The following is a 19,554-nucleotide window of genomic DNA, read 5'->3' on the forward strand; positions in this document are numbered from 1 at the left end:
AGTTTTGAGACAAACTGCCGTTATGTGTCATTTAAGAAAACAAGAACGAAATTGAAAACTGAAATAATTAACCAACCATATTCTGGAGAATTTAAAGAAAGGATTTACGACATAGAAAGTCCTTGGAATTCTCAATCGTGGACTTGGATCAAGTTTACGGACAAAAATATGATTGAAACAGTTGGACAATTTCGTGGATTTCCAAAAGAGGTAAAATACTCGGAAAGGCGGAATGAAATTATCGTTTTGACATCTGACCACATCTTCAGATTAAACGCTTCTGACTTGAATTTAATTGAAACGGAAAGACAGTTGAATTACCAAGATCTAGAAGTCTCACCAGACGGAACTTTCATTTTTCATAACTATTACGAAATTGAAAAAATGAACAACTCGTTATCCGAAATGATTGAAATTGAAAGTCCTTTTAAAATGGACGATATCCGATTTAAAAAATGGAATGGTAAAAACTTGGAATTTGAGTGTGAGGAATTTTCTAATTGGAGTCGGAAAGAATTAATGGAATTAGACACAACTGAATGGAAAATAAAAATAAAAACGCCACACAACAATGTATAAGCGAAATTGAAAAAAAACTCAATCTAACTTTTCCAGCGATTTATAAAGAATTCTATTTGGAATGTCAAAAATCGATTCCAAAAAGTATGATTGGAACTGACTTATACCACGATAAAAAAGAACTGAAAGAATGGGCATTGGAATTATTAGAAGAAGATAACACCGAAAACTTTCTAACTGATAAAGATTTTGTTTTTATGATGCATCAAGGATATATGTTTTGGTATTTTAAACTAGATGGAACTGAAAACCCAATCGTTTACTTTTATAGAGAAATGAGTCTAAAACCAGACCGATTAACTGATTTAAAAACGTTTCTGACTGAATATCCAAATGTTAAAGTTAAAACTGAGTAAAAAAACGCCACACAACAACGATTAATCGCAAATAGCAGCATTTAGATAAAAAAGTGTAATTATAGAAACCAGGAAACAAAGCAACTAACTAATCCGACAACTCCGGGTCCTTAATACCATAACTCGCGGTAAACGTAACCGCTAGGTAAAATTAAATAACTATGAAAAAAATAATACCTATTCTTTTATTGCTAATAATATTCTCATGCTCAAAAGATGATGATGTTCTCCCTAAAAATACAAATCCTGAACAATTAAAATTAGAAAAAATCAGTTTTCAAGGAAAAGAGGTTACCATAGACTGGAATGATGTTGAAGATGCTGATGATGATATAATATATTATAGCCTATATATCAACTCTATATTAGTTGCAAAAACAAATAAATCGATAAATACATCAAGCATAGAATATAACAAAAAATATGAGGGTAGGATTATTGCAACAGATAAAAACGGTGGGATTTCAGAATTAGAATTTTCCTTTGAAAGTCCTAAAAGCAAGATACTTTTCATTTCAGACTTTAATGGAAATTTAATAGCTTATGACTTAATAACAAATAAAATATTATGGGAATCTAAAACTTCTTATCTGGAAGCTCACACTGCATATAAGGATATTATATTTTCAGGATTAAATGGTATCAATGCCTATAATATTCTTTCTGGTGATAAAATGTGGACGAGTACTCCAAGTTCAAACACTTATTATAATAAAGAATATAGAAACATTATTTCAGATGAAATCAACGTATATGCTTTTGACGCAGAATCTAATTTGCATTGTGTAACTATAGATGATAGAATTAAATTGTGGGAACGCAGTTTTCTTAATTACTATGCTACATTATCAATAGATGAATCAAAAATATATGTATGTAGTAGAAATGATGATCACCTATATGCTCTTAACAAATATTCAGGCGAGACAGAATGGAGTTTTCGTCTTGATAATAAAAATACATCAGCAGCTCCAAGAATAAATACAAATCCACTATTAGTTGACAATGATATTTACTTTGGAGACAACATAGGACGCTTTTATTCTTTTAATAAAAATGACGGCACCCTAAACTGGAGTTTTGATGCTGGTTTATTTAATAGCTTTTATGCATCTCCCACTGTTTATAAAAATAATATTATTGCGGCTACCAATACAACTTTATATGTTTTTGACAAAATAAGTAGTAATGTAAAATGGAGCTACTATAGAAACAATGGAGGTATAGAATCATCTCCCTTTGTTTATAATAACAATATTTATATAGGATTTTCAAACAATGGTAGTGGTGAGTTAGTATGTTTAAGTGCAGATGATGGAGATACAAAATGGAAATATGATTTACCAAATAGAACTACTACCTCTCCAATTGTTTTTGAAGATACTGTTTACATTGGAGATTGGGATAAAAACTTCTATGCTATCGATGCTAATACAGGAACTCTAAAATGGAAATTCCAAACAAAAGAATTTATTACAAAATCACCTACAATTGTTGTTGGAAATAGTGATATCGTAATCTATCCTAGTTCACATGGCTTAAAAAATTAAAAACCGAAAATTTACAAAATAATAGAATGATAAAGAAAATTGCGACACTAATTTACACAGTATTTGTATTAATTTCATGTTCCAAAGATGATGAACCAAATTTACCACCTGTTTTAAGTCAGGAAAATACAATTACTTCGTTTAAATTGACCATTAATGGGGAAATTGTTAACGGAAATATTGATGAAATATCAAAAACAATATCTTTTAACGTAGTTGGTGCTGAACTATCTTCTTTAAAACCAACCATAGAGTATTCTGCAAACGCAAAAATATCCCCAAAAGAATCTGAAAATCAAAATTTCAACAATGAAGTGGCTTATACCGTATATGCCGAGAATGGAGATCCGAGTATTTATCGAGTTATTGTTAACAACAGGCCTCTTAGTTCTGAAAATAAAATTCTTTCATTTTCTGTAACTATAGATAATGAAATCATTGATGCTGAAATTAATCAAGATTTAAAAACCATTAATTTTGATATAGGGACTTTAGATAAAAGTTCACTTACTCCTACTATATTGGTTTCAGAATACTCAACAATTTCTCCTGATGATACTGATGCACAAAATTTCGACAATCCGGTGACCTATACCGTTACAGCCGAAAATGGTGATAAGAGTGAATATACAGTAATAGCCAATATGCCCGAATTTAGCAATTCTATTAATGCTTTTCTTTACTATATTAGAGCTGACGTATTTATTACAGGAAAATTTTTAAACCCTGATATACCTGGAGCAGAAATTTATTTATATGATGGTGAAAACAAATATCCATTACAAATTTTAAAACATGAAAATTATTCCACTCAAGAAAAAGTAACAACGTTCAACTTATACACAAAAATACCAGAAAATATACCTACTTATAAAAAGTATAAAATAGTTTATAAAACAGATGTTTTAGAAATAGAATCAACCTTTTTTATTGATGTAGTTGCTGAAAATGCGCCTAAATTTATATCATTAAACCAAGATTCTTATTCTTGGAATGATATCTTAATCATTTCTGGAGAAAACATAACTAATACTATTGCAATACCATCTAATGGCTCTATATTTCAAATACAAAATTCTAACCATTATGATTATACAGTAAATAATGAAAAAACCCAAGCAACACTAACACTTGATTACTACTATTTGTTCCCTTCCTATTTTGGAAATTCCGCTTCAGAAAAAACGATTACATTTTGGGGGCCTGAAAGACGAAGAGGTGAATCATTTAGTACAATTTTCAATTAACTTTACCCAATAACTAAGTGTTAATGTGGTTGGTATGACCCAACATAAACGTAGTGAAAAGTTCGGAATTCAAGACGATAAAGATTTACATATTAGTCATCCTAAATCCTTCAATTTTTACGAAAAAATAGGTAAAGAGATGGAGCCCTACACCAAAATGAGCGATAACCAGTTGCACGAACGAAAATGCAAAACATTTTCAATTTCACTTTAATAAACTCAGCTCCTTAATTTCTCTGAATTGGCATCAAGTAGTTTTTTTGTGATCTGTGTCACTCTTAAATGTGAGTTAATCGTGAGTTTTACATTTTCCTCTTTTACATAATCTTTCGCATATCATCACTAAGTTTTTGATCCAATACTCTAGAATAGATTTGAGTGGTAGAAAGCTTGGTATGTCCCAAAAGCTTAGATACTGTTTCAATAGGAATCCCTTTGGATAAGGTAACGGTCGTGGCAAAAGTATGACGAGCGACATGAAAGGTAAGCTTCTTAGGAATTTTGGCAATCTTTGCCAAATCCTTTAAATACTGGTTGGTTTTCTGATTGGAATATACCGGAAGCAACAACCCACTTATATCAGCTTCATTCTCATACTTTTTCAGAATAGCTTTTACTTTTGGAAGCATAGGCACTTTAAAAAGTTTACCTGTCTTTTCCCTTTCCTTCACAATCCATTTGTTGCCGTCAATTCCTGTAACAATATGTTTTGCTTCTAATGACTTTGCATCACCGTAGGATAAACCGGAATAGCAGGAAAATAAAAAGATGTCTCTAGTTCTGGATAAGGTTATTCTATCAAGGTTTAAGTTTTCTAAAACTTCAATTTCATTCTGTAATAAATAGTCACGGTCTTTTTTCTTGTAATGCAAGGAGTATTTGCTAAACGGGTCTTTATCGATCCATTCCATTTTTAATGATAGATTGGTCAATTTTTTTAGACGCTCCAAATGCTTCATTACCCCGTTATTTGTTGGTCTGGCTCGATGTGTTTTTGGTTTATAGTTACGAAGGAAATGTTCAAAATCAGTAATGAAGCGATAATTAATTTGCTTTAAATAGATATCGTTGGTATTCATCTTTTGCTCTAAAAACTCCAAAACATACTTTTCAGTAGTATAGTAATTTTTCATTGTTCCGGGCTTTAAGACCGAAGTCATTTTGGTATTATGATAGGTTAGAAGTTCTGCTAAAGTTTTATAAGAATCATCTAAGCCCAAATAACGGGCTTTTATACTTTTGGCAGTTAAGAGCTTGTTTTCTTCTTGAAGTTGTCTAAAAGCCTCGTAAATTTTATTGTAGATACGATCTAAGGATTTGTTGACTTGCAGACTTTCTTCACTATAGCCTTTTAATCGGCTTCGCTTTTCATTCCAGAGGTTTAAAGTAATTCTGCGTTTAAGGCTGAGTTCAATACGTTCTCCATTGACTGTAATTCGTGCATAAAGGGGAGCAGTACCATTTTTGGCTTTTGATGATTTTGGAATAAAACGGATTCCAAAGCTTACGGCATTTTTCATAGTGTTTCGTTTTCAAATTAGACAAAAGGCGTGAAAACGAAAGTCAAATCAATATGAACAACAAGATAACCAAAAAAAAGGTCACCGAATAGGTCACCGAATCGGACTCATTTTTAATGATTGCAAATGATATGAAAAACCGCCTAAAAACATAAAAACCTTGAAAATCAATAGATTAACAAGGTTTTTTATGCCATTTTAATATGGTCTTGGTCGGGGTGGCAGGAAATCTAAATCAAAATTTTTGGTAGGATTTACGCCACTTTATCGTCGAATTTCAGTAAGCATTCACCGAATCATTCATCAATTACATAAGAGCCTAAATAGTGACAAATTTTATGCGTCTATTATATGCAAATATAACAAATTACAGTATTTTAAATACTATTATGAACTGAGATTTTCAAAAGAGATATTCTATTTATATTAATCATATGGCAGATTTACAAACAGTTCGGTTTTAAGTAAAGCTTACATTAGAAACAATTATTTTCTTTTATGATTAACCCTTAAAGCAAATAATCTATCTGAAAAACTTGAAATATAACCTTTTTGTTCTAGAATAGTTAATAATTCTCTGTTATCAGGATTGTCTTCAATTTTTGCCTTTTTATTTTTGTTGGTGATTTTAGCATAACTGCTATCTAAGTTGTTTAAGAATTTTTCAATGAAAGCCTCGTTAACGCTGAATAGATTCTTATTAAATAATTTAATTCTATTTACAATCGATACACCGTTGTTAATAACTAAGTCTTTCAATAGCAGTTCATTTACTAGAAATGAAGCGTCATTTAATAAAAGATGGCTAATTAACTTTAAATTCTCGGAGTTTGATAAAATAGTTTCATTTGAGCAAGTTTCCAAAAATTTAAGTTTATCTAAGTTGTTTAATTTTTGTGAATTTAAGATTAACTCTAAATCATTTTCATCTAAAACAAGGTCGTTAATTAGTTTTATAAATTTAGACTTATGTTTCTCTAATAACTCAACGTTTAACTTTTTGTGATTTTCTTTTAAACTTTCAAAACTTTTAATCGTAGGATTAATTACGTTATTTTTAATTAATGAGTGAACTTTTTCCTCATCAAGATTAGCAATATCTAAGTCGCTATACCACCAAGGAATTGAATTTGTAACCAAATCAAAGGATTTATTTTTAATTTCGTTTGATTGCATTAAAAGTTTACAGAATTCATAATATATTTTTTCGCCATTAACTTCTGTTGGTATTTTTACTTTTGCTAATTCGTTAGCATTATTAATGTCGTTAATAAATTCAACAGTTGGGGGCAATATTTTTGCTTCGGAGTTATTGAAAAAATACAATAAGTTTTTCCAATTAGCTTCTATTTTATTATTTTTTATAATATATGACACCAAATCATTATTCTTGATAGATGAAATATCAGATATTCTTGAAACTACTTTTTTAATGACTTCTTTTTTAAGTTTTAAATTTAAATCAGAGTGATTTAATAGTTCCAAATACGATTTTTGCTGCTCATTAATATTCGTATCAAGCTTTAAATAAAAATTCTTTATGTAGTCATTTATGTAAGCCTCTATGTAATTAATAAGACTATCTGCTTTTGAGTTTTTAATAGAAGAATAATTAGAATTATCAAAGCTTATTTGTTCAAATTCACCATATTTTTTTATAATTTTAGTAACCATTTTTTCGTTAATCGCATAATGACTATTCTCGTAAATAAACTCTAAAATATTTTCTGGAGAATTCTCAAAATCTAAATCAGTAAATTTTAGATCTAAATCAGAAATGATGTTTATTAGTTTATCATCGTTAGGAGTTATGTTTAAAATTTCAGGATCTTTTGTTAGGTAATTTTTGAAATTAGATTGTTTTTCAATTTTATTGATAGCGTCAATATCTGCATATCCTATGATGTATTTTAATATTTTATTTAATTGTTCATCAGAAAACGTAACATCATTCACATAATATTTCCAAATTCCGAACCAATAGTTACATAGCTTTTTAATAAATAGATTTAAATTTTCTGTTCTGTCAATAAAGCCATTTATAAATAGAATGGAATTAGAAGATTCATCTTTTAATTTAGTAAAAATATATTCTATTAGAGTATTATTAGTTCTATGGTTTTTAAGTAAAAAGTCTAACAAATCATAATTCAAAGTAAATTCAGAGTAAAAATCAATTGGATTTATTTTTGAAATTACTTTATCAATTTTTGAAAGTTTGTAGTCAAAATCTAGTTTTTGTCTATTTCTTATACTAATGACAAATTTATAGTCACTTCTCGTTATACTACCTTCGTGAAACAGAGAAATGTAATCAATATAATCTTCTGATATATAGCCATTTCTAATTAAAGTTGTAATGAAATCTTCCTCTAACTCTTCACTTATATTTAAATCAATTTCTTTATTTGACTGTAATAATTCAGAGATTTTTAAATTTCTACTTGTAATTTTATTTTTCTCAAATTCCTGTATATCTTGCCTTAAAGAGTTTATTTTATTTGATTTAATATCTGTAATTTCTTGTTCTTTTATATCATATGATTTGTCGGGGTTTACTAATTTTTCAATTTTAGAAAAAGAAGTTGGCACTTTTAGTATTGGATAATCTAGCCTATGATAATTTCTATTAAGAGCTGTAGATTTATAATACAATTCATTGCTCTTCAAATACTCGAAGTTTTCATCTTCTAATAGATCATCAAAACTAATAGTTTCATTGTTGATGATAAAAGAATTAAAATGGTCTAATGTTTCTATTACTCTAATTATATATAATTGGCGAAGTTCTTTAATATTTCTAATGTTTATTAGTTCTAGGTTTTTAATCTCTTTTTTCAAAATCGATATTCTTTCTTCTAATCGATTAACCTCTTGACTTACATATTGATTTTTAGCGTTTAAAACGTCATATAAGTGACCTTCATTTTTACTTAAAGAAACAAAATCATTCGGGTATTTATTTTTATAAGAAATAATAGCAAATAATTTATCTTGATTTAAAGGAGTTTGACCTTGTTGTGTTTTATATAAGTAAAATTCATTAGTAATATTATGAAGTAATCGCATATCATCTATGAAAAAAGCTATGTCTTCAATGAAAGTATCCGTTAAAGCATAACTATATTTTTTCTTTTTTTGTAGTAAAATTTCACTCGAATTTGAAGAATTAATTACTGGGATAACCGGAATTATAAAATCAAAAAACTTAGTTCTTTCATTATCTGAAAACATCTCATCTCTAACTGCGTATATAAAAGTGATATTTTTCTTGTTTGTTTTTTGGGAGTTATTTAAGAGAAGGTTTATTTCTCTCAATTTTGTGAAAATTTCAGTCTCTTTAAAACGGTCTAAATCCTCAATGATTACTACATTATATGGTCTAATTGCAAAGAAATAAAGGATTTCATCTAAGTGATGGTTTAGTATAGACTTGTTAAGGCTTTCTCCAATTCCTATTTCTGCATTTTGAAATTTAAGTTTGTTGATTGTAATCGAACTAATAATTCTAATTGATTTAAATATGATAAAGAAAATACCAAATAAAATTATTGATATGCTACTGTAATGTAATATATCCCAAGTTAAATCACTAAATGGGTAATCTTTAAAAACACTTTGTATTATATAAGGGTTAAAGTAATTTAGTAAAGCTATTATAAATATTAAAATGCCAAGTGAAGTTAAAAATAATCTTTTGATTCCATAACTTTTGATTTTTTTAAATCTTGAATCAGGAATGTTTTTATCTTGCTCGTGATAAAAAATTTGTTGTAAAATACTTGTTTCTATAAGTCTTAAAAGTTCTTCTTTATCCTTTTTGATAGGATTTCCTTTTTCATCAAATTTTGGTTTTTCTTCTTTGAATGTTGCCAAAGAAATATTTAGAAACTTTAAATTTGACCCCTTGTAATTTTTTTGAAAAGTTTTGAGAATTGTACTTTTACCTGAGCCATATGTACCAGTAAGAGCAATATTTTTTATATCCTCTTCTCCACGATTTTCAAGAGCCCATTGCAAAGCTTTTGTGTAATGGCCTTCTTTGTCTCCATTAGCAATCGGAGAAAGAGATGAGTAATCTAACTTTTCTTGTTTTTTTTCGGAAAATTTGAAATGTAATTTTTCCAGTGATTTTGAAATAATTAATAACCAACAAAGTAGTTTTTTTTTCATAGATAAATATTTCTCCTAATTATACCTAATGGTTATGAATACGATTAGTTGTATGGTGTAGCAATTAACTTTGCAAGTACATACCATGCTGAAAATTCCTGAGGAATTTCCAAATTAGACGACAAAAAGCAATTACTTATAACCATTGTTGGCAACTAATTTATTTTCTTAATCTTTTATCTGCTAAAGCCAAATATTTTAATCCACTTTGGTCAAATATATTTTCCGCTCTTTCAATTTGTAGAGCAGAATAAACCGCATTTGCAAATCCGGGAAGTGCTCCTAAAATAGTTCCTGTTGTAGATGCTGATGCGATTCCTTGATAAGCACCAATTAAACCACAAGCGGTACCGAACAAAATTTCATTGAACTTGCTTTCATTCATTTTAGCAGACAATTCATCTTTCCGTTGAGTTAATTCTGCCAATCGTGTGTAAAATAATGGTGTTCCTTCTACAATGTATGGGTCAAGAGCAATTAATTCCACTTGAGTTCTAAATGCGTGCAATAAGTCAATATGTTTTTCTTTAAATTTTAACAGGCGATTTAAATCAATTTCTTTAGGAAATGGGATTAAACTCGTTAAAATTGTTTCTCTTTTTTCATGTATTTTTTTAAAAGAATTTCGGTAATAAAATGGTTTTACATAATCCGTTGCTGGTAATCTATCAGTTTTAACACCTATCAGTGTAGCTAAAAATTTCATTAGGTTGTTAGCTGTCTTTTTTTCCACCAAATACCAATTTCCTTCACTTCTTTCAGCTAAACCAAGTTGTTCTAATTGATAGAATATTTCTCTGTCAAATTTATCAGCGTGTATGTTTGCTTTGGGGAACTTATCTTGATGAATATTTCCTCGATATCCATGAATAAATCGATTTTGTGCTTTTTTCAGCTTTTTTCTATTTTCTTGAATTAATTCAATAAAAGGTTGAGTAGATTCCCAAGGATCGTCTAATACATCAATTGGGTTTATTGGTGTCACAAGTCCACTACGAATCATTTCAAGCATAAATTCATCATAGTTTTGTTCAGGTTCGTAAAAGTATTCTTGCGGAACAATTGAACCAATATTGTCATAGTATAAAAGAGTCCTTAAAGTCCAATCTGTCCGAGGAACATCTATGTAAGGATAGTAAAGTAAGTTACTCATTCTGTTTTGTTTTTAACTTGATGCCAACGCTTTGTGGTTATCGCAAGCTGCGGGAGTAGGGACGTGAACTTGTCGGCTTAACCATTTTGTTTCTTAGTTTCTAAAATACACTTTTTCTAGATTACCGTAAATTAAGATGAACCGCTGTTAAAGCCAGTTTTATTGACCCCAAATCTCCATTAAACCATTACTCCCAAGAATTCTTTCATACATTGGAATAACAGATTCGTAAACATTGTTATTATTTCTCCCTTTATCCGATACTTGATCAATGTTGAATCCTGGTTGAACCAATAATATTTTGAATTTCCATTCATTTATTCTGAAATTTTCTGTCAAAATTTCTAGAGTTTCATTACGACCTGAAACAACTTGTGAGTTATGAGTATTTTCTATTCTATAATTAATACGATCCATCAAAACTGAATTTGAAATCCAATGTATACTGCGCATCGCTTGTGCAAATAACTCATCGGAATCCTTTTTTCGACATCCTGAATTTACAGAACTTGAATATTTACAATGAATGAAATAAATGGTTGAATTCTTATTCTCAAAATATATTAAATCAGCAATTTCATGAGCTCCATCATCCAGAATTATCAGATCAGTTTCATCATTAAACTCCATTGAAGCTTTCATTAAATCAACAGTAAAATTAATAACAGGAATGTTGCCTTGCGGATTTGGGACATAAGCTTCACTGGTAATGTCACAACCATTCCATTGTTGTTTGACCCAAATTTCAGAAGGTAGACTCTCAATAGATCTATTTGGAATTATTTTATTTCTTGCAAAAAGAACTGAGCCATCTGGCATTATTAAAGATGGAGGAAACTCATTTAATACCTTTTTAATATCCTTATCAATTATTGTTGCATCACGTCTCTCTGCATGAATTAACAAATTATCTGAGTTTTCTACATTCCAAAGTTCATCCGCCTTGAAATCCATTTTAAATTTGAATCTATAATTTTTTATGGCGATATGACCTTCTAAACAATCATTATTATCGCCAATTTTTTCTGGAATTAATCTAGGAATATCATTTCTAAATGGATCTTGATCTTTAACGCTGTATGTAATGCTGTATGATTTAAAAAATAAATCATCCGGTATAATTGCAACCGGTAATTCTAAGATGGATTCATTAGGTTCAGTTTTAGCTAGAAAAGTTAGTCCTGGCAAGTTAGTAAGAATAGGACCATCTTGTATTAAATTACAAAGCTGGTCACACCATTCTTTAAATTCCTCTGCGGTTCCTCTTCTCATAGCCCAAACTCTACCCTTTCTAGTTGCAATCCCCCAACTATTTTCTTCATCCAATCTTAATAAGGCATGTCCGGGAGCAAAAATTCTACCTTCACTTGTTCTTATTGCCGATTGGACTGAAGATCCCACCACCGTTTTATAAGCTGGATTGGATGCTCCAGTAAGAGCTGAATTTCTTAATCCCACCATTATATAATCACTGGAAGAAAATTTAGATAATGTTTTAAATAATCTGCCAGTAGAAATTGATTTTAGCTCGATCGGAATTAATTCTTCTTTGAAAGAATCTAGGGCCATTTCACTTGTTGTTAATTCAAAAAGCAAATTGTAATCGGCGACATGATATAAGATATGAATGTCTAACAGATCTTCAGTGTAAATTTCTCGGTTTGCCCAATCAATGGGTTTATTATGAGAAGTGATTATAATTAATGGAGAGTCATCATTGGCTTGTTCATAATGAATAATTTCAAATTCTGAATTATCCTTTGTTGAGAATTCTTGCTTAAAATCAAAATCTGGAGGAGTCTGATATATTAAAGCACTGAAATAAACATTCAATTCAGGCATCTGAAAATCTTCTTCTAAGGCCTTACTAGATCTGTAATGCCTTGCTTTTTCCATTTGCTCATCTATAATTTCAGGAATAATTTTACTCCATGAAGCATCAGATTTGTATAATCTTCTAACTTCACCTTTCACTTGATCAGTATTTGCAATTAATTTTGCTGGTCCTTCTTGATCAATTGGAGCTCTCGAAATTCTACCTAAGAACTGAATTGTATAAGGGATAGATCTTGGTGTGCTATGAAGTACAGCAACCTTTAAATTTGGAATATCTAATCCTTCGCTGGCTATACCAATGCAAACAAGGCCATCTAATTCGTTATTTTTAACTTTATCAACTAATTCTTCATTGACTTTTGGTGATCGCTTAGAATGGATTACGTCAACAGAAAAGCCTGCCTCATTATATAAATTTTTTAAATTCTTAGCATCATCAATGGTATCAGTTCTGATTAAAATTGATGCATTCTGGTTGATGGCTTTTTCTTCTCCGTAAACTTCTACCGCTGTTCCTATTAAAGCTTCATTTGAATTTGCATCATGTAAACCCCTACTTTCACCTCGAAATTCTATTGGTCGTAAAATATTTTCGTTAAGTGCCTGTTCCAATGAATAGTGATATACTAATTTTGCTCTCATTCTTTTTCTATCTCTACGAAAAGGTGTAGCAGTAAGAAAAATTTTGAATTGGTTTTTGTAAAAGCTATTTAGAGATTGCCATGTTGGAGCTGGTTCATGATGTGCTTCATCAACAATTACAGCATCTATTAATTCACTCGGAATAGGAGCTAGTTTTTCATAATATGGAGAAATACTGTTTGGGTGAGCTACTATTACATCATGATTTTCTAAAATATTCTCCCATTCTTCTCTAGAATTTTTTCTACTTGTAACTTCAAATACTGAAACTTTCTCTGCTTTCTCTTTTAGGCAGCCTTTATCTTTTAAGATTTTTAGTTCTCTAAATTGCTGAGAAATTTGACGACGAAGTATTTTTGAAGGTACAACAATTAAAATCTTTTCGAATTTGAGTTCAAAGCATGCTGCCATCATTAATGCGGTTTTACCTGAACCTGTTGGCATACTAATTAGTGCAGCAATATCTTTTGTACCTGTAGTTTTATAACTTTTTAATGACCAAATAGCTCCTAATTGACAACTTCTTAATCCTTCTTTTCCTGATGGTTCCAATTGAAATAAATCAGAGTTATCTTTAAAATATGGCATTTGAAATATTTATATTTTTAATATAATTGTCTAAAACTATCTCCTATCGCAAGTTGCGGGAGTAGGGACGCGGAGTTGTCGGTTTAAATCTTTTCTTTCCTAGTTGCTAAAATTACACTTTTTTGGTAATTCCTGTTATTTGTGATGAGCTGTCTTTGTTAGCAACTGGGTCGGCTTAGCAGATTATTTTATCTATATGAATAAATAAATAAGCACTTATAGTTAGCACTAATACAAAGATGCTCAAAATTTTAACTAGAATTATCTTGTTTTTTTGACTTGGGATTGTTTTTATTTTTTGCTCTTCTAGCTTAGATGTTATTTCGTCAAGATCCGTCTCGTTTGAAATTCTTTCTTGAAAATTAACAATGTCTTTTTCAATAGAGCTAAAGGCTTTGGAAATATTGTTTAGCAGAACAAACCAAATTATTATAAAATAGGAAATACCAATAATTAGAAGAAATGAATCTTTTGCCAAACTTTCACCTTTAAAATCGAAAAATCTTAAAATGAAAAGATAGGCAACAGGAATTGTTAATATATATGTTGAGAACTTACTGATTGTTGAATAAATTCTATCAGTCAATTCGTGAAAGTATTCTTGTGAAGAGTTCTTTATTTTTTGAAAAGAAAATTCTGATAAATAAATATTAAAACTTGTATAGTAGCTTTCAGTTATATCGTCCCACTTTTTAACCAATTTTTCAAAGTTAATTTTCTCCTGGTGAAGAATATTTATCATTTCGTTTATGAAGATTTTCTTTCTACTTTCTTTATCTGACTTTTCAAAAACGTGATCTTTTAGTTCTTCTATTTTTGTTTTGATATCTATTTTTTCAATTATTTCTTCTGAATATTCCAGTATTACAGAACAAATTTTATCTGGTTTGTGAAAGAAAAGTTCAGGACTGCCAAAAGTTGATTTTTTATATGTACATAATTCTTTCAAGAAAAATATTAGTTCTTGAAGCTTTTCATAATTTCTAATTTCTTTTAGCTTTTTGTCTTTACCTTGTTTGTATTTTAATTCATGGATGTAATATTCATCAAGCGGTTTGGTATGTTTATTCGATGCAATAAACTCCTCGAAAGTTTCATAATACTCCAAATTATTAGGTAGTACAAAAGCATATGAGATATTATCTAAAGCCTTTAAATCCTTAATCTCTACATTATGATTATTAGATAAATAGAAGAGTTCACGAAAACCATAATCTTCAAACTTTTCTAAAATTTTAATATCATCCTCCTTCAATGAATGTACTTCACCTTTAAAACCATAAGGTGTTTTCTCAAAATTGTCAGTAATACGCCTTAAATCAATTATGTTCTGTAATTCCATAATCTAATCTTCAAATTCACTATCTAAAATCTCATCTGGAACATCGCGTATTATAACATTGTTTCCTTCCCTAAGAATTTTACCATCTTTAATTAATTTTTTTTCGAATTCTAATTTATATCCCGATCCCTTAACAATAGACTTATGAAATACATCAAAGTCAGATTTTAATTTTACCCTAAAACTTCCACTTACATTAAAATCTTCGTTATCTTCTACAAAGTCAATAAAATTATTGGGATCATCTTTATTAACGTATGCAGCAATTGTGTCTAATTGTATATCTGATTCATCTTTATATTGCTTAACAAAATATTCGTTAATTCCTCTATTTACTGCTTCTTTCCTTTCATCACTATAACCATTGTCACGCATATATTTACCTAAAGCATTTTTTAAGTTTTTGGAATTTTCTTTTGAGGATGTCAAATCCGTATTACCGATAAATTTTTGGAAATAATTTGATACTGACCTAGTTCCTTTAATAAATGAAAGATATAAGTCCTCCTTATTTTGCCATTTATGAAAATTTAATCTATTCGCTCTAGCAAGTTTTTCTATATCTAGAGTTAATAATTTTTTTAAATCTAAGCTATTATCATCAATACTGAATTGCTCAGATTTATCTAGCATTATTGTTATTAGAAAATCACTTCGATTATTTTCATAATGAGTAAAAACGACGTAACCTCCTTTTGCAGACGGAACTTTTATTTCTTTTTTTAGAAGCACCATCGCTTCTTTACTAAAGCTTAAAAAACTCCCACCATCCTGGTATTTTTCAACCATAGTTTGGAAAGGATATGCCTTTTTGTCGTCTTGAAAAGTTCCATATGTTGGTCTTTTACTTCTAAAGCTTTTAATTAATTTATCTACAAAATCAATTACAGTTTGGTCTGCGGTATTAAGTAGATGATCGGAACAATTTAATTTAGGTTCTTCATTAGATTCTCTTTTAATCTGGTGTAGAACAATATTTTTTATAATCATAATTTAATGGTTAGTATTAGTTAGACCTTGTTGCTAACATGTTTCATAAATAAAAAAAGTGCCATTTACCCAAAAATCAATATGGTAACCGACACTTCTTAATTTCTTAAAATTTATTTTTCACTATATTTTCTCTAAAAAATTTACCTCATAAGCCATTTCTTATCATCAACATTTTATCTAATACATTTCAAGTATTGTAACCTACTCATTTTCTCAAATATAAAGATTTTAACATTAGAAACTTACGGTATCCCGTAAAAAGGGATTTTTTGAAGTTCATTTTAAATTTTGTTTTTCGGTAGCTAATAAAAGTCGTTCATACAATTCAATGATTTTTTCTATGGCATTAAAATGAAGCGTTTTAGAATTTTGGTTTATTGCAATCATTTGATTTAAAAGATGTTCTTTGGACAGCTTGATAATAACCTGTTTGTCTACAGCTAATACCTGAGCTATTTGTTCCAGTCTTTCCTCTGAAATTTCTGCGCTGTTTTCAATAGAGGAAACACTTTGTTGGCTAATCCCAAGTTCCATAGCAAGCGTGGATTGTTTCATATCCCTGAGCTCCCTAATCAAACTAATATTCCTCCCTATATGTGGTTCTTTTTTCTGTTGCATGCTATCAAAACTTTCATTGATCTAACTGTTGACCTTATTAAAGCAGTTTTTAATAGAAACATATCGCTGAAAGGCCATAATTTTAATATCCTCTAATCTTTTATCAGCCACTTTATTTGTTTCCTGCATAAACTCCAAGCAAGCTGAAAATAACTCATCCATATCTTTATAATCGAAATTATAAGGTAATGGAGTTAGCATATATTGCGGAGCATTTCTAATCCCTTCGAGTATTCCTGTGTTTTTAAATTTACTGATCTTAAATATCGTCGCCGTATGATTTGAAAAATGGTTGATCAAATTAACCAAATATGTAATATCGGTTTCTATAGGTTTTAAGTTCCAGAACAAATCCAGTAACCCTAAACAAACCTGAACGATAAGCTGATTACTAAGAAATAAGAAGGTGGCATGATCTTCTTTCTCTTCAACATCTTGCATTAAGGAAACTATAAATTCTGCTCTATTTTTACGTACTGTCCATTCAGAAGTTTTAGTATAATACTCCACAGGAAAAAAATACTCCCTAGTGCTTTCATCTCTATAAAGCCGCTGATCTAGAGCATAGAGTCTATTCTGGGACTTTAGAAGGTATTCTAAATAATTACCTCCTTCATCTATCTTTATAGCGACGTTGCTTATATCATCGAGTAAAATGTAAGTTTTAAATTGACCTCGAAAATAGTTATCCAATTCAATCATCAGATCATTTTCACTTTTATGAAGAGGTTCGCTAGTGATGATTAATAAGGTTTGTTTGTACAAGGCTTCTTGTCCATCTAACCAGGAAATACATTTATTAGAATTTAAATCAGTCTTCATAGCTCCGGTAATGCTATAAATAGAATGGACAGGATAGTTAGTGACTAGATGGTCTACTAATAACCGTTGAAATGTATTAATAGTCTGGACATGGTTCATTTCAACTTTTGCTGTAGACGAAGAAATATTAATGATTTTAGTACAATTTTCATATTGCCGATCAAATATGTACTGTGTTAGATAAAATACCTTCTGAAAGTATTTGAATGTTGATTTAAGTTCTAATTTATTTATATAAAAGTTTGAAGTATACCTAGCAGCATTATACGCCCGATCTAAATTCTCAATAAGCTCCTTTTCATCTTCCTGATCATTATTAAATAATGATCGAATATTGGGTATCCTTACTTCTAAATATTCGATATGTGCTTTTAAGCTGTGGCTAATCAAAGCTTTTCCACAAAAAAACTGTTCTAGGATTCGGAAGCTTAGTTCGATGGATTGATGAAGTCCAAAGCTTGTATAGGCATTGATTTTTCCTTTATACGTGAATTTTGCATCACCAATAAAATCTATAATCTTTAATTGCTCCTTTCTGAAATTTGCTTTTGATACACTTAAAAAATGTGCGGGATTGATATTATTGAGAATATCGGGAATTGGTGGGCTGCCATAAATAACCTTACCAAAGTAAATATGAAGCAGTGCATAACTATTAAAGTTCACTACGATATCCTTTAATTGTCGCTCTTTAAATATTTGAATATTAAACTCAGTATACTCATTTTGAATTTCCTTAATAGCAATAAATTGCTCTTCCTTAAAGAGGACTTTTTCATCATAAATTGCATTTAAAAAATATACCTCTGTATCATTTATGGATACTTGCGAAAAATAAATACTGATCATTTCTGCTACGGAAAGAAATCTATTCTTGATTTCTTCAATCTTATTTTTCAATGCTAATGGGGTGTTTTTGAATGTTCTCATGCTAAGTGGTTTTGTAAATTAATACACTTGTGTAGATAATCTATACTAATGTATAGTAAAACTATCTATTTTCAAAACAATCGTATAGAAATTTAAAACATTCGTCTCTGATTTCTACATTTATACAAGTAAATGATGGACAAATGACACCACTAGGATTATATTTAGCACGTAGGTCGGTAAATAAAGCTGAAGTAGCTAGAAGAACAGGAATAAGTAAATCTCGCCTAAGTCAATTGAGTTCAAATGAAACAACTAAACTTCGTGCAGATGAAATATATTTAATAGCCTTAGCTATTAATGTTAGTCCTTGTGAAGTATTGGAAGAAGTGTGTAAAGACATTCAACTTCCCAATTAATTAAAGTTACTTCTGATAATATTTTTCCATTTGAAGCTTAATTCAAGATGTGTGTCTGTGGACACAATCTTGGTTGCGCCCCATGGTTGCAACGAAAAAAAGAGATGTTTAAGGAAAGGATACAGGTACTATTAAGGCTACTTTACTTTAAGAAAATTACCTATTACTTTTTATAATTTTCAATAAGTGCTTTGAGATCATCCTTGATAAATTCCCAATATTTATCCTTTAAACAAATGGGATCAAAATCATCGTCTGCATTTTGGAACATTACGAAATTCTGTAGTATGGTTTCTTTTTCATGGGTGTACGGGTAACGTCTTTCATGGAGTTGAAGCATCTGATCTAACGTATAGTCTTTCAACATGGCATGTAAGTCCCAAAAATCCTTTTTACGTCCGCCACGTTGTACCACATCTATTTTCATAGCAATGATTTCTTCAATGCGAGCCATTCGTATACCATCTTCAACTAGCGGTGATGTTATAAATGGATCGGTATAGAATACATCCAGTTTTATGGCATTGTCCATATCTGTACCAATGATATAAGATCTACCAAGTGCAGGTGGAACAGATAAAAAATCTACATACTTGAAGTGCTGTTGTAAATAATCTGTGATGGCATCAAAATCAATAGTGCCATATTGGGCATCACTGAATAAATCAATATCTACAGATATCCGATGACCTATTTGTAAACTAAGCGCTGTACCACCAACCAGACGAAAATCTTTAAAGACTTCCGCTTCAATGAGATGTAATAGACTCTGATGAAGTATTTCGTTGATAGTATTGTAATGTAGCATGGTTATTAAGATGTAGATAACGTGTAAGGATCTGGGCT

The 19,554-nt window shown here is 29.9% G+C and carries 15 protein-coding genes; 6 read left to right on the forward strand and 9 right to left on the reverse strand.

Going from position 1 to position 19,554, the window contains the following annotated elements; all coding sequences use genetic code 11:
- The 5 genes from IIF7_RS19865 to IIF7_RS19885 all read left to right on the forward strand — a co-directional run.
- The coding region (locus IIF7_RS19865; RefSeq protein WP_084843436.1) for a hypothetical protein at window positions 1–579 on the forward strand (579 nt) is incomplete at its 5' end.
- Window positions 540–935, forward strand: a complete 396-nt coding sequence (locus IIF7_RS19870) for an SMI1/KNR4 family protein (protein WP_084843437.1) — start codon at window positions 540–542, stop codon at window positions 933–935. The genes IIF7_RS19865 and IIF7_RS19870, both read left to right, overlap by 40 nt.
- Before the next feature lie 161 nt (window positions 936–1,096).
- Complete coding sequence (locus IIF7_RS19875; RefSeq protein ID WP_084843438.1) at window positions 1,097–2,485, forward strand: PQQ-binding-like beta-propeller repeat protein; 1,389 nt, start codon at window positions 1,097–1,099, stop codon at window positions 2,483–2,485.
- 26 nt (window positions 2,486–2,511) lie between these two features.
- Window positions 2,512–3,732 (forward strand): DUF5018 domain-containing protein, encoded by a 1,221-nt coding sequence (locus IIF7_RS19880; protein ID WP_084843439.1) that lies wholly within the window; start codon window positions 2,512–2,514, stop codon window positions 3,730–3,732.
- Between the two features lie 34 nt (window positions 3,733–3,766).
- Window positions 3,767–3,946 carry a hypothetical protein gene (locus IIF7_RS19885; protein WP_139801386.1) on the forward strand — a complete coding sequence of 60 codons (180 nt, stop codon included), beginning with the start codon at window positions 3,767–3,769 and terminating at the stop codon, window positions 3,944–3,946.
- A gap of 103 nt (window positions 3,947–4,049) precedes the next feature.
- Here the strand turns inward: IIF7_RS19885 and IIF7_RS19890 are convergent, their stop codons facing one another.
- The 8 genes from IIF7_RS19890 to IIF7_RS19925 all read right to left on the reverse strand — a co-directional run bounded on the left by IIF7_RS19890 (window position 4,050) and on the right by IIF7_RS19925 (window position 18,349).
- Window positions 4,050–5,252, reverse strand: a complete 1,203-nt coding sequence (locus IIF7_RS19890) for a site-specific integrase (RefSeq protein ID WP_084843441.1) — start codon at window positions 5,250–5,252, stop codon at window positions 4,050–4,052.
- A 486-nt stretch (window positions 5,253–5,738) separates the two neighbouring features.
- Entirely contained in the window at window positions 5,739–9,425 is a 3,687-nt protein-coding gene (locus tag IIF7_RS19895; protein WP_084843442.1) for a YobI family P-loop NTPase, read from the reverse strand.
- 160 nt (window positions 9,426–9,585) lie between these two features.
- Complete coding sequence (locus tag IIF7_RS19900) at window positions 9,586–10,578, reverse strand: kinase (RefSeq protein ID WP_084843443.1); 993 nt, start codon at window positions 10,576–10,578, stop codon at window positions 9,586–9,588.
- A gap of 159 nt (window positions 10,579–10,737) precedes the next feature.
- Entirely contained in the window at window positions 10,738–13,644 is a 2,907-nt protein-coding gene (locus tag IIF7_RS19905; protein WP_084843444.1) for a DEAD/DEAH box helicase, read from the reverse strand.
- A gap of 175 nt (window positions 13,645–13,819) precedes the next feature.
- Complete coding sequence (locus tag IIF7_RS19910) at window positions 13,820–14,986, reverse strand: hypothetical protein (protein ID WP_084843445.1); 1,167 nt, start codon at window positions 14,984–14,986, stop codon at window positions 13,820–13,822.
- A 3-nt stretch (window positions 14,987–14,989) separates the two neighbouring features.
- Window positions 14,990–15,976: a nucleoid-associated protein gene (locus IIF7_RS19915; RefSeq protein WP_084843446.1), complete on the reverse strand. Its 987-nt coding sequence runs from the start codon at window positions 15,974–15,976 to the stop codon at window positions 14,990–14,992.
- Window positions 15,977–16,255: 279 nt separating this feature from the next.
- The gene (locus tag IIF7_RS19920; RefSeq protein ID WP_084843447.1) at window positions 16,256–16,597 is read right to left on the reverse strand and encodes a helix-turn-helix domain-containing protein; all 342 of its coding nucleotides are present in this window, start codon (window positions 16,595–16,597) and stop codon (window positions 16,256–16,258) included.
- Between the two features lie 21 nt (window positions 16,598–16,618).
- Window positions 16,619–18,349 (reverse strand): HEPN domain-containing protein, encoded by a 1,731-nt coding sequence (locus IIF7_RS19925; RefSeq protein WP_084843448.1) that lies wholly within the window; start codon window positions 18,347–18,349, stop codon window positions 16,619–16,621.
- A gap of 143 nt (window positions 18,350–18,492) precedes the next feature.
- Here IIF7_RS19925 and IIF7_RS19930 point away from each other — a divergent pair, with 143 nt between their 5' ends.
- Window positions 18,493–18,708 (forward strand): helix-turn-helix domain-containing protein, encoded by a 216-nt coding sequence (locus tag IIF7_RS19930; RefSeq protein WP_084843449.1) that lies wholly within the window; start codon window positions 18,493–18,495, stop codon window positions 18,706–18,708.
- A gap of 163 nt (window positions 18,709–18,871) precedes the next feature.
- On the opposite strand, the gene IIF7_RS19935 is transcribed toward IIF7_RS19930, so the two are convergent.
- Window positions 18,872–19,554, reverse strand: a 683-nt coding sequence (locus IIF7_RS19935; RefSeq protein ID WP_317041879.1) for a nucleotidyl transferase AbiEii/AbiGii toxin family protein, incomplete at its 5' end; no start/stop codon positions are given.

The organism is Zunongwangia atlantica 22II14-10F7 (genome assembly GCF_002094855.1).
GTDB classification, from domain to species: domain Bacteria; phylum Bacteroidota; class Bacteroidia; order Flavobacteriales; family Flavobacteriaceae; genus Zunongwangia; species Zunongwangia atlantica.

Bases quoted from the DNA above. Each gene is read 5' to 3' on its own strand.
- IIF7_RS19885 (WP_139801386.1), top strand. From the start codon at position 3,767: ATGACCCAACATAAACGTAGTGAAAAGTTCGGAATTCAAGACGATAAA.
- IIF7_RS19900 (WP_084843443.1), bottom strand. From the start codon at position 10,578: ATGAGTAACTTACTTTACTATCCTTACATAGATGTTCCTCGGACAGAT.
- IIF7_RS19875 (WP_084843438.1), top strand. From the start codon at position 1,097: ATGAAAAAAATAATACCTATTCTTTTATTGCTAATAATATTCTCATGC.
- IIF7_RS19880 (WP_084843439.1), top strand. From the start codon at position 2,512: ATGATAAAGAAAATTGCGACACTAATTTACACAGTATTTGTATTAATT.
- IIF7_RS19910 (WP_084843445.1), bottom strand. From the start codon at position 14,986: ATGGAATTACAGAACATAATTGATTTAAGGCGTATTACTGACAATTTT.
- IIF7_RS19895 (WP_084843442.1), bottom strand. From the start codon at position 9,425: ATGAAAAAAAAACTACTTTGTTGGTTATTAATTATTTCAAAATCACTG.
- IIF7_RS19915 (WP_084843446.1), bottom strand. From the start codon at position 15,976: ATGATTATAAAAAATATTGTTCTACACCAGATTAAAAGAGAATCTAAT.
- IIF7_RS19870 (WP_084843437.1), top strand. From the start codon at position 540: ATGGAAAATAAAAATAAAAACGCCACACAACAATGTATAAGCGAAATT.
- IIF7_RS19920 (WP_084843447.1), bottom strand. From the start codon at position 16,597: ATGCAACAGAAAAAAGAACCACATATAGGGAGGAATATTAGTTTGATT.
- IIF7_RS19930 (WP_084843449.1), top strand. From the start codon at position 18,493: ATGACACCACTAGGATTATATTTAGCACGTAGGTCGGTAAATAAAGCT.
- IIF7_RS19905 (WP_084843444.1), bottom strand. From the start codon at position 13,644: ATGCCATATTTTAAAGATAACTCTGATTTATTTCAATTGGAACCATCA.
- IIF7_RS19890 (WP_084843441.1), bottom strand. From the start codon at position 5,252: ATGAAAAATGCCGTAAGCTTTGGAATCCGTTTTATTCCAAAATCATCA.
- IIF7_RS19925 (WP_084843448.1), bottom strand. From the start codon at position 18,349: ATGAGAACATTCAAAAACACCCCATTAGCATTGAAAAATAAGATTGAA.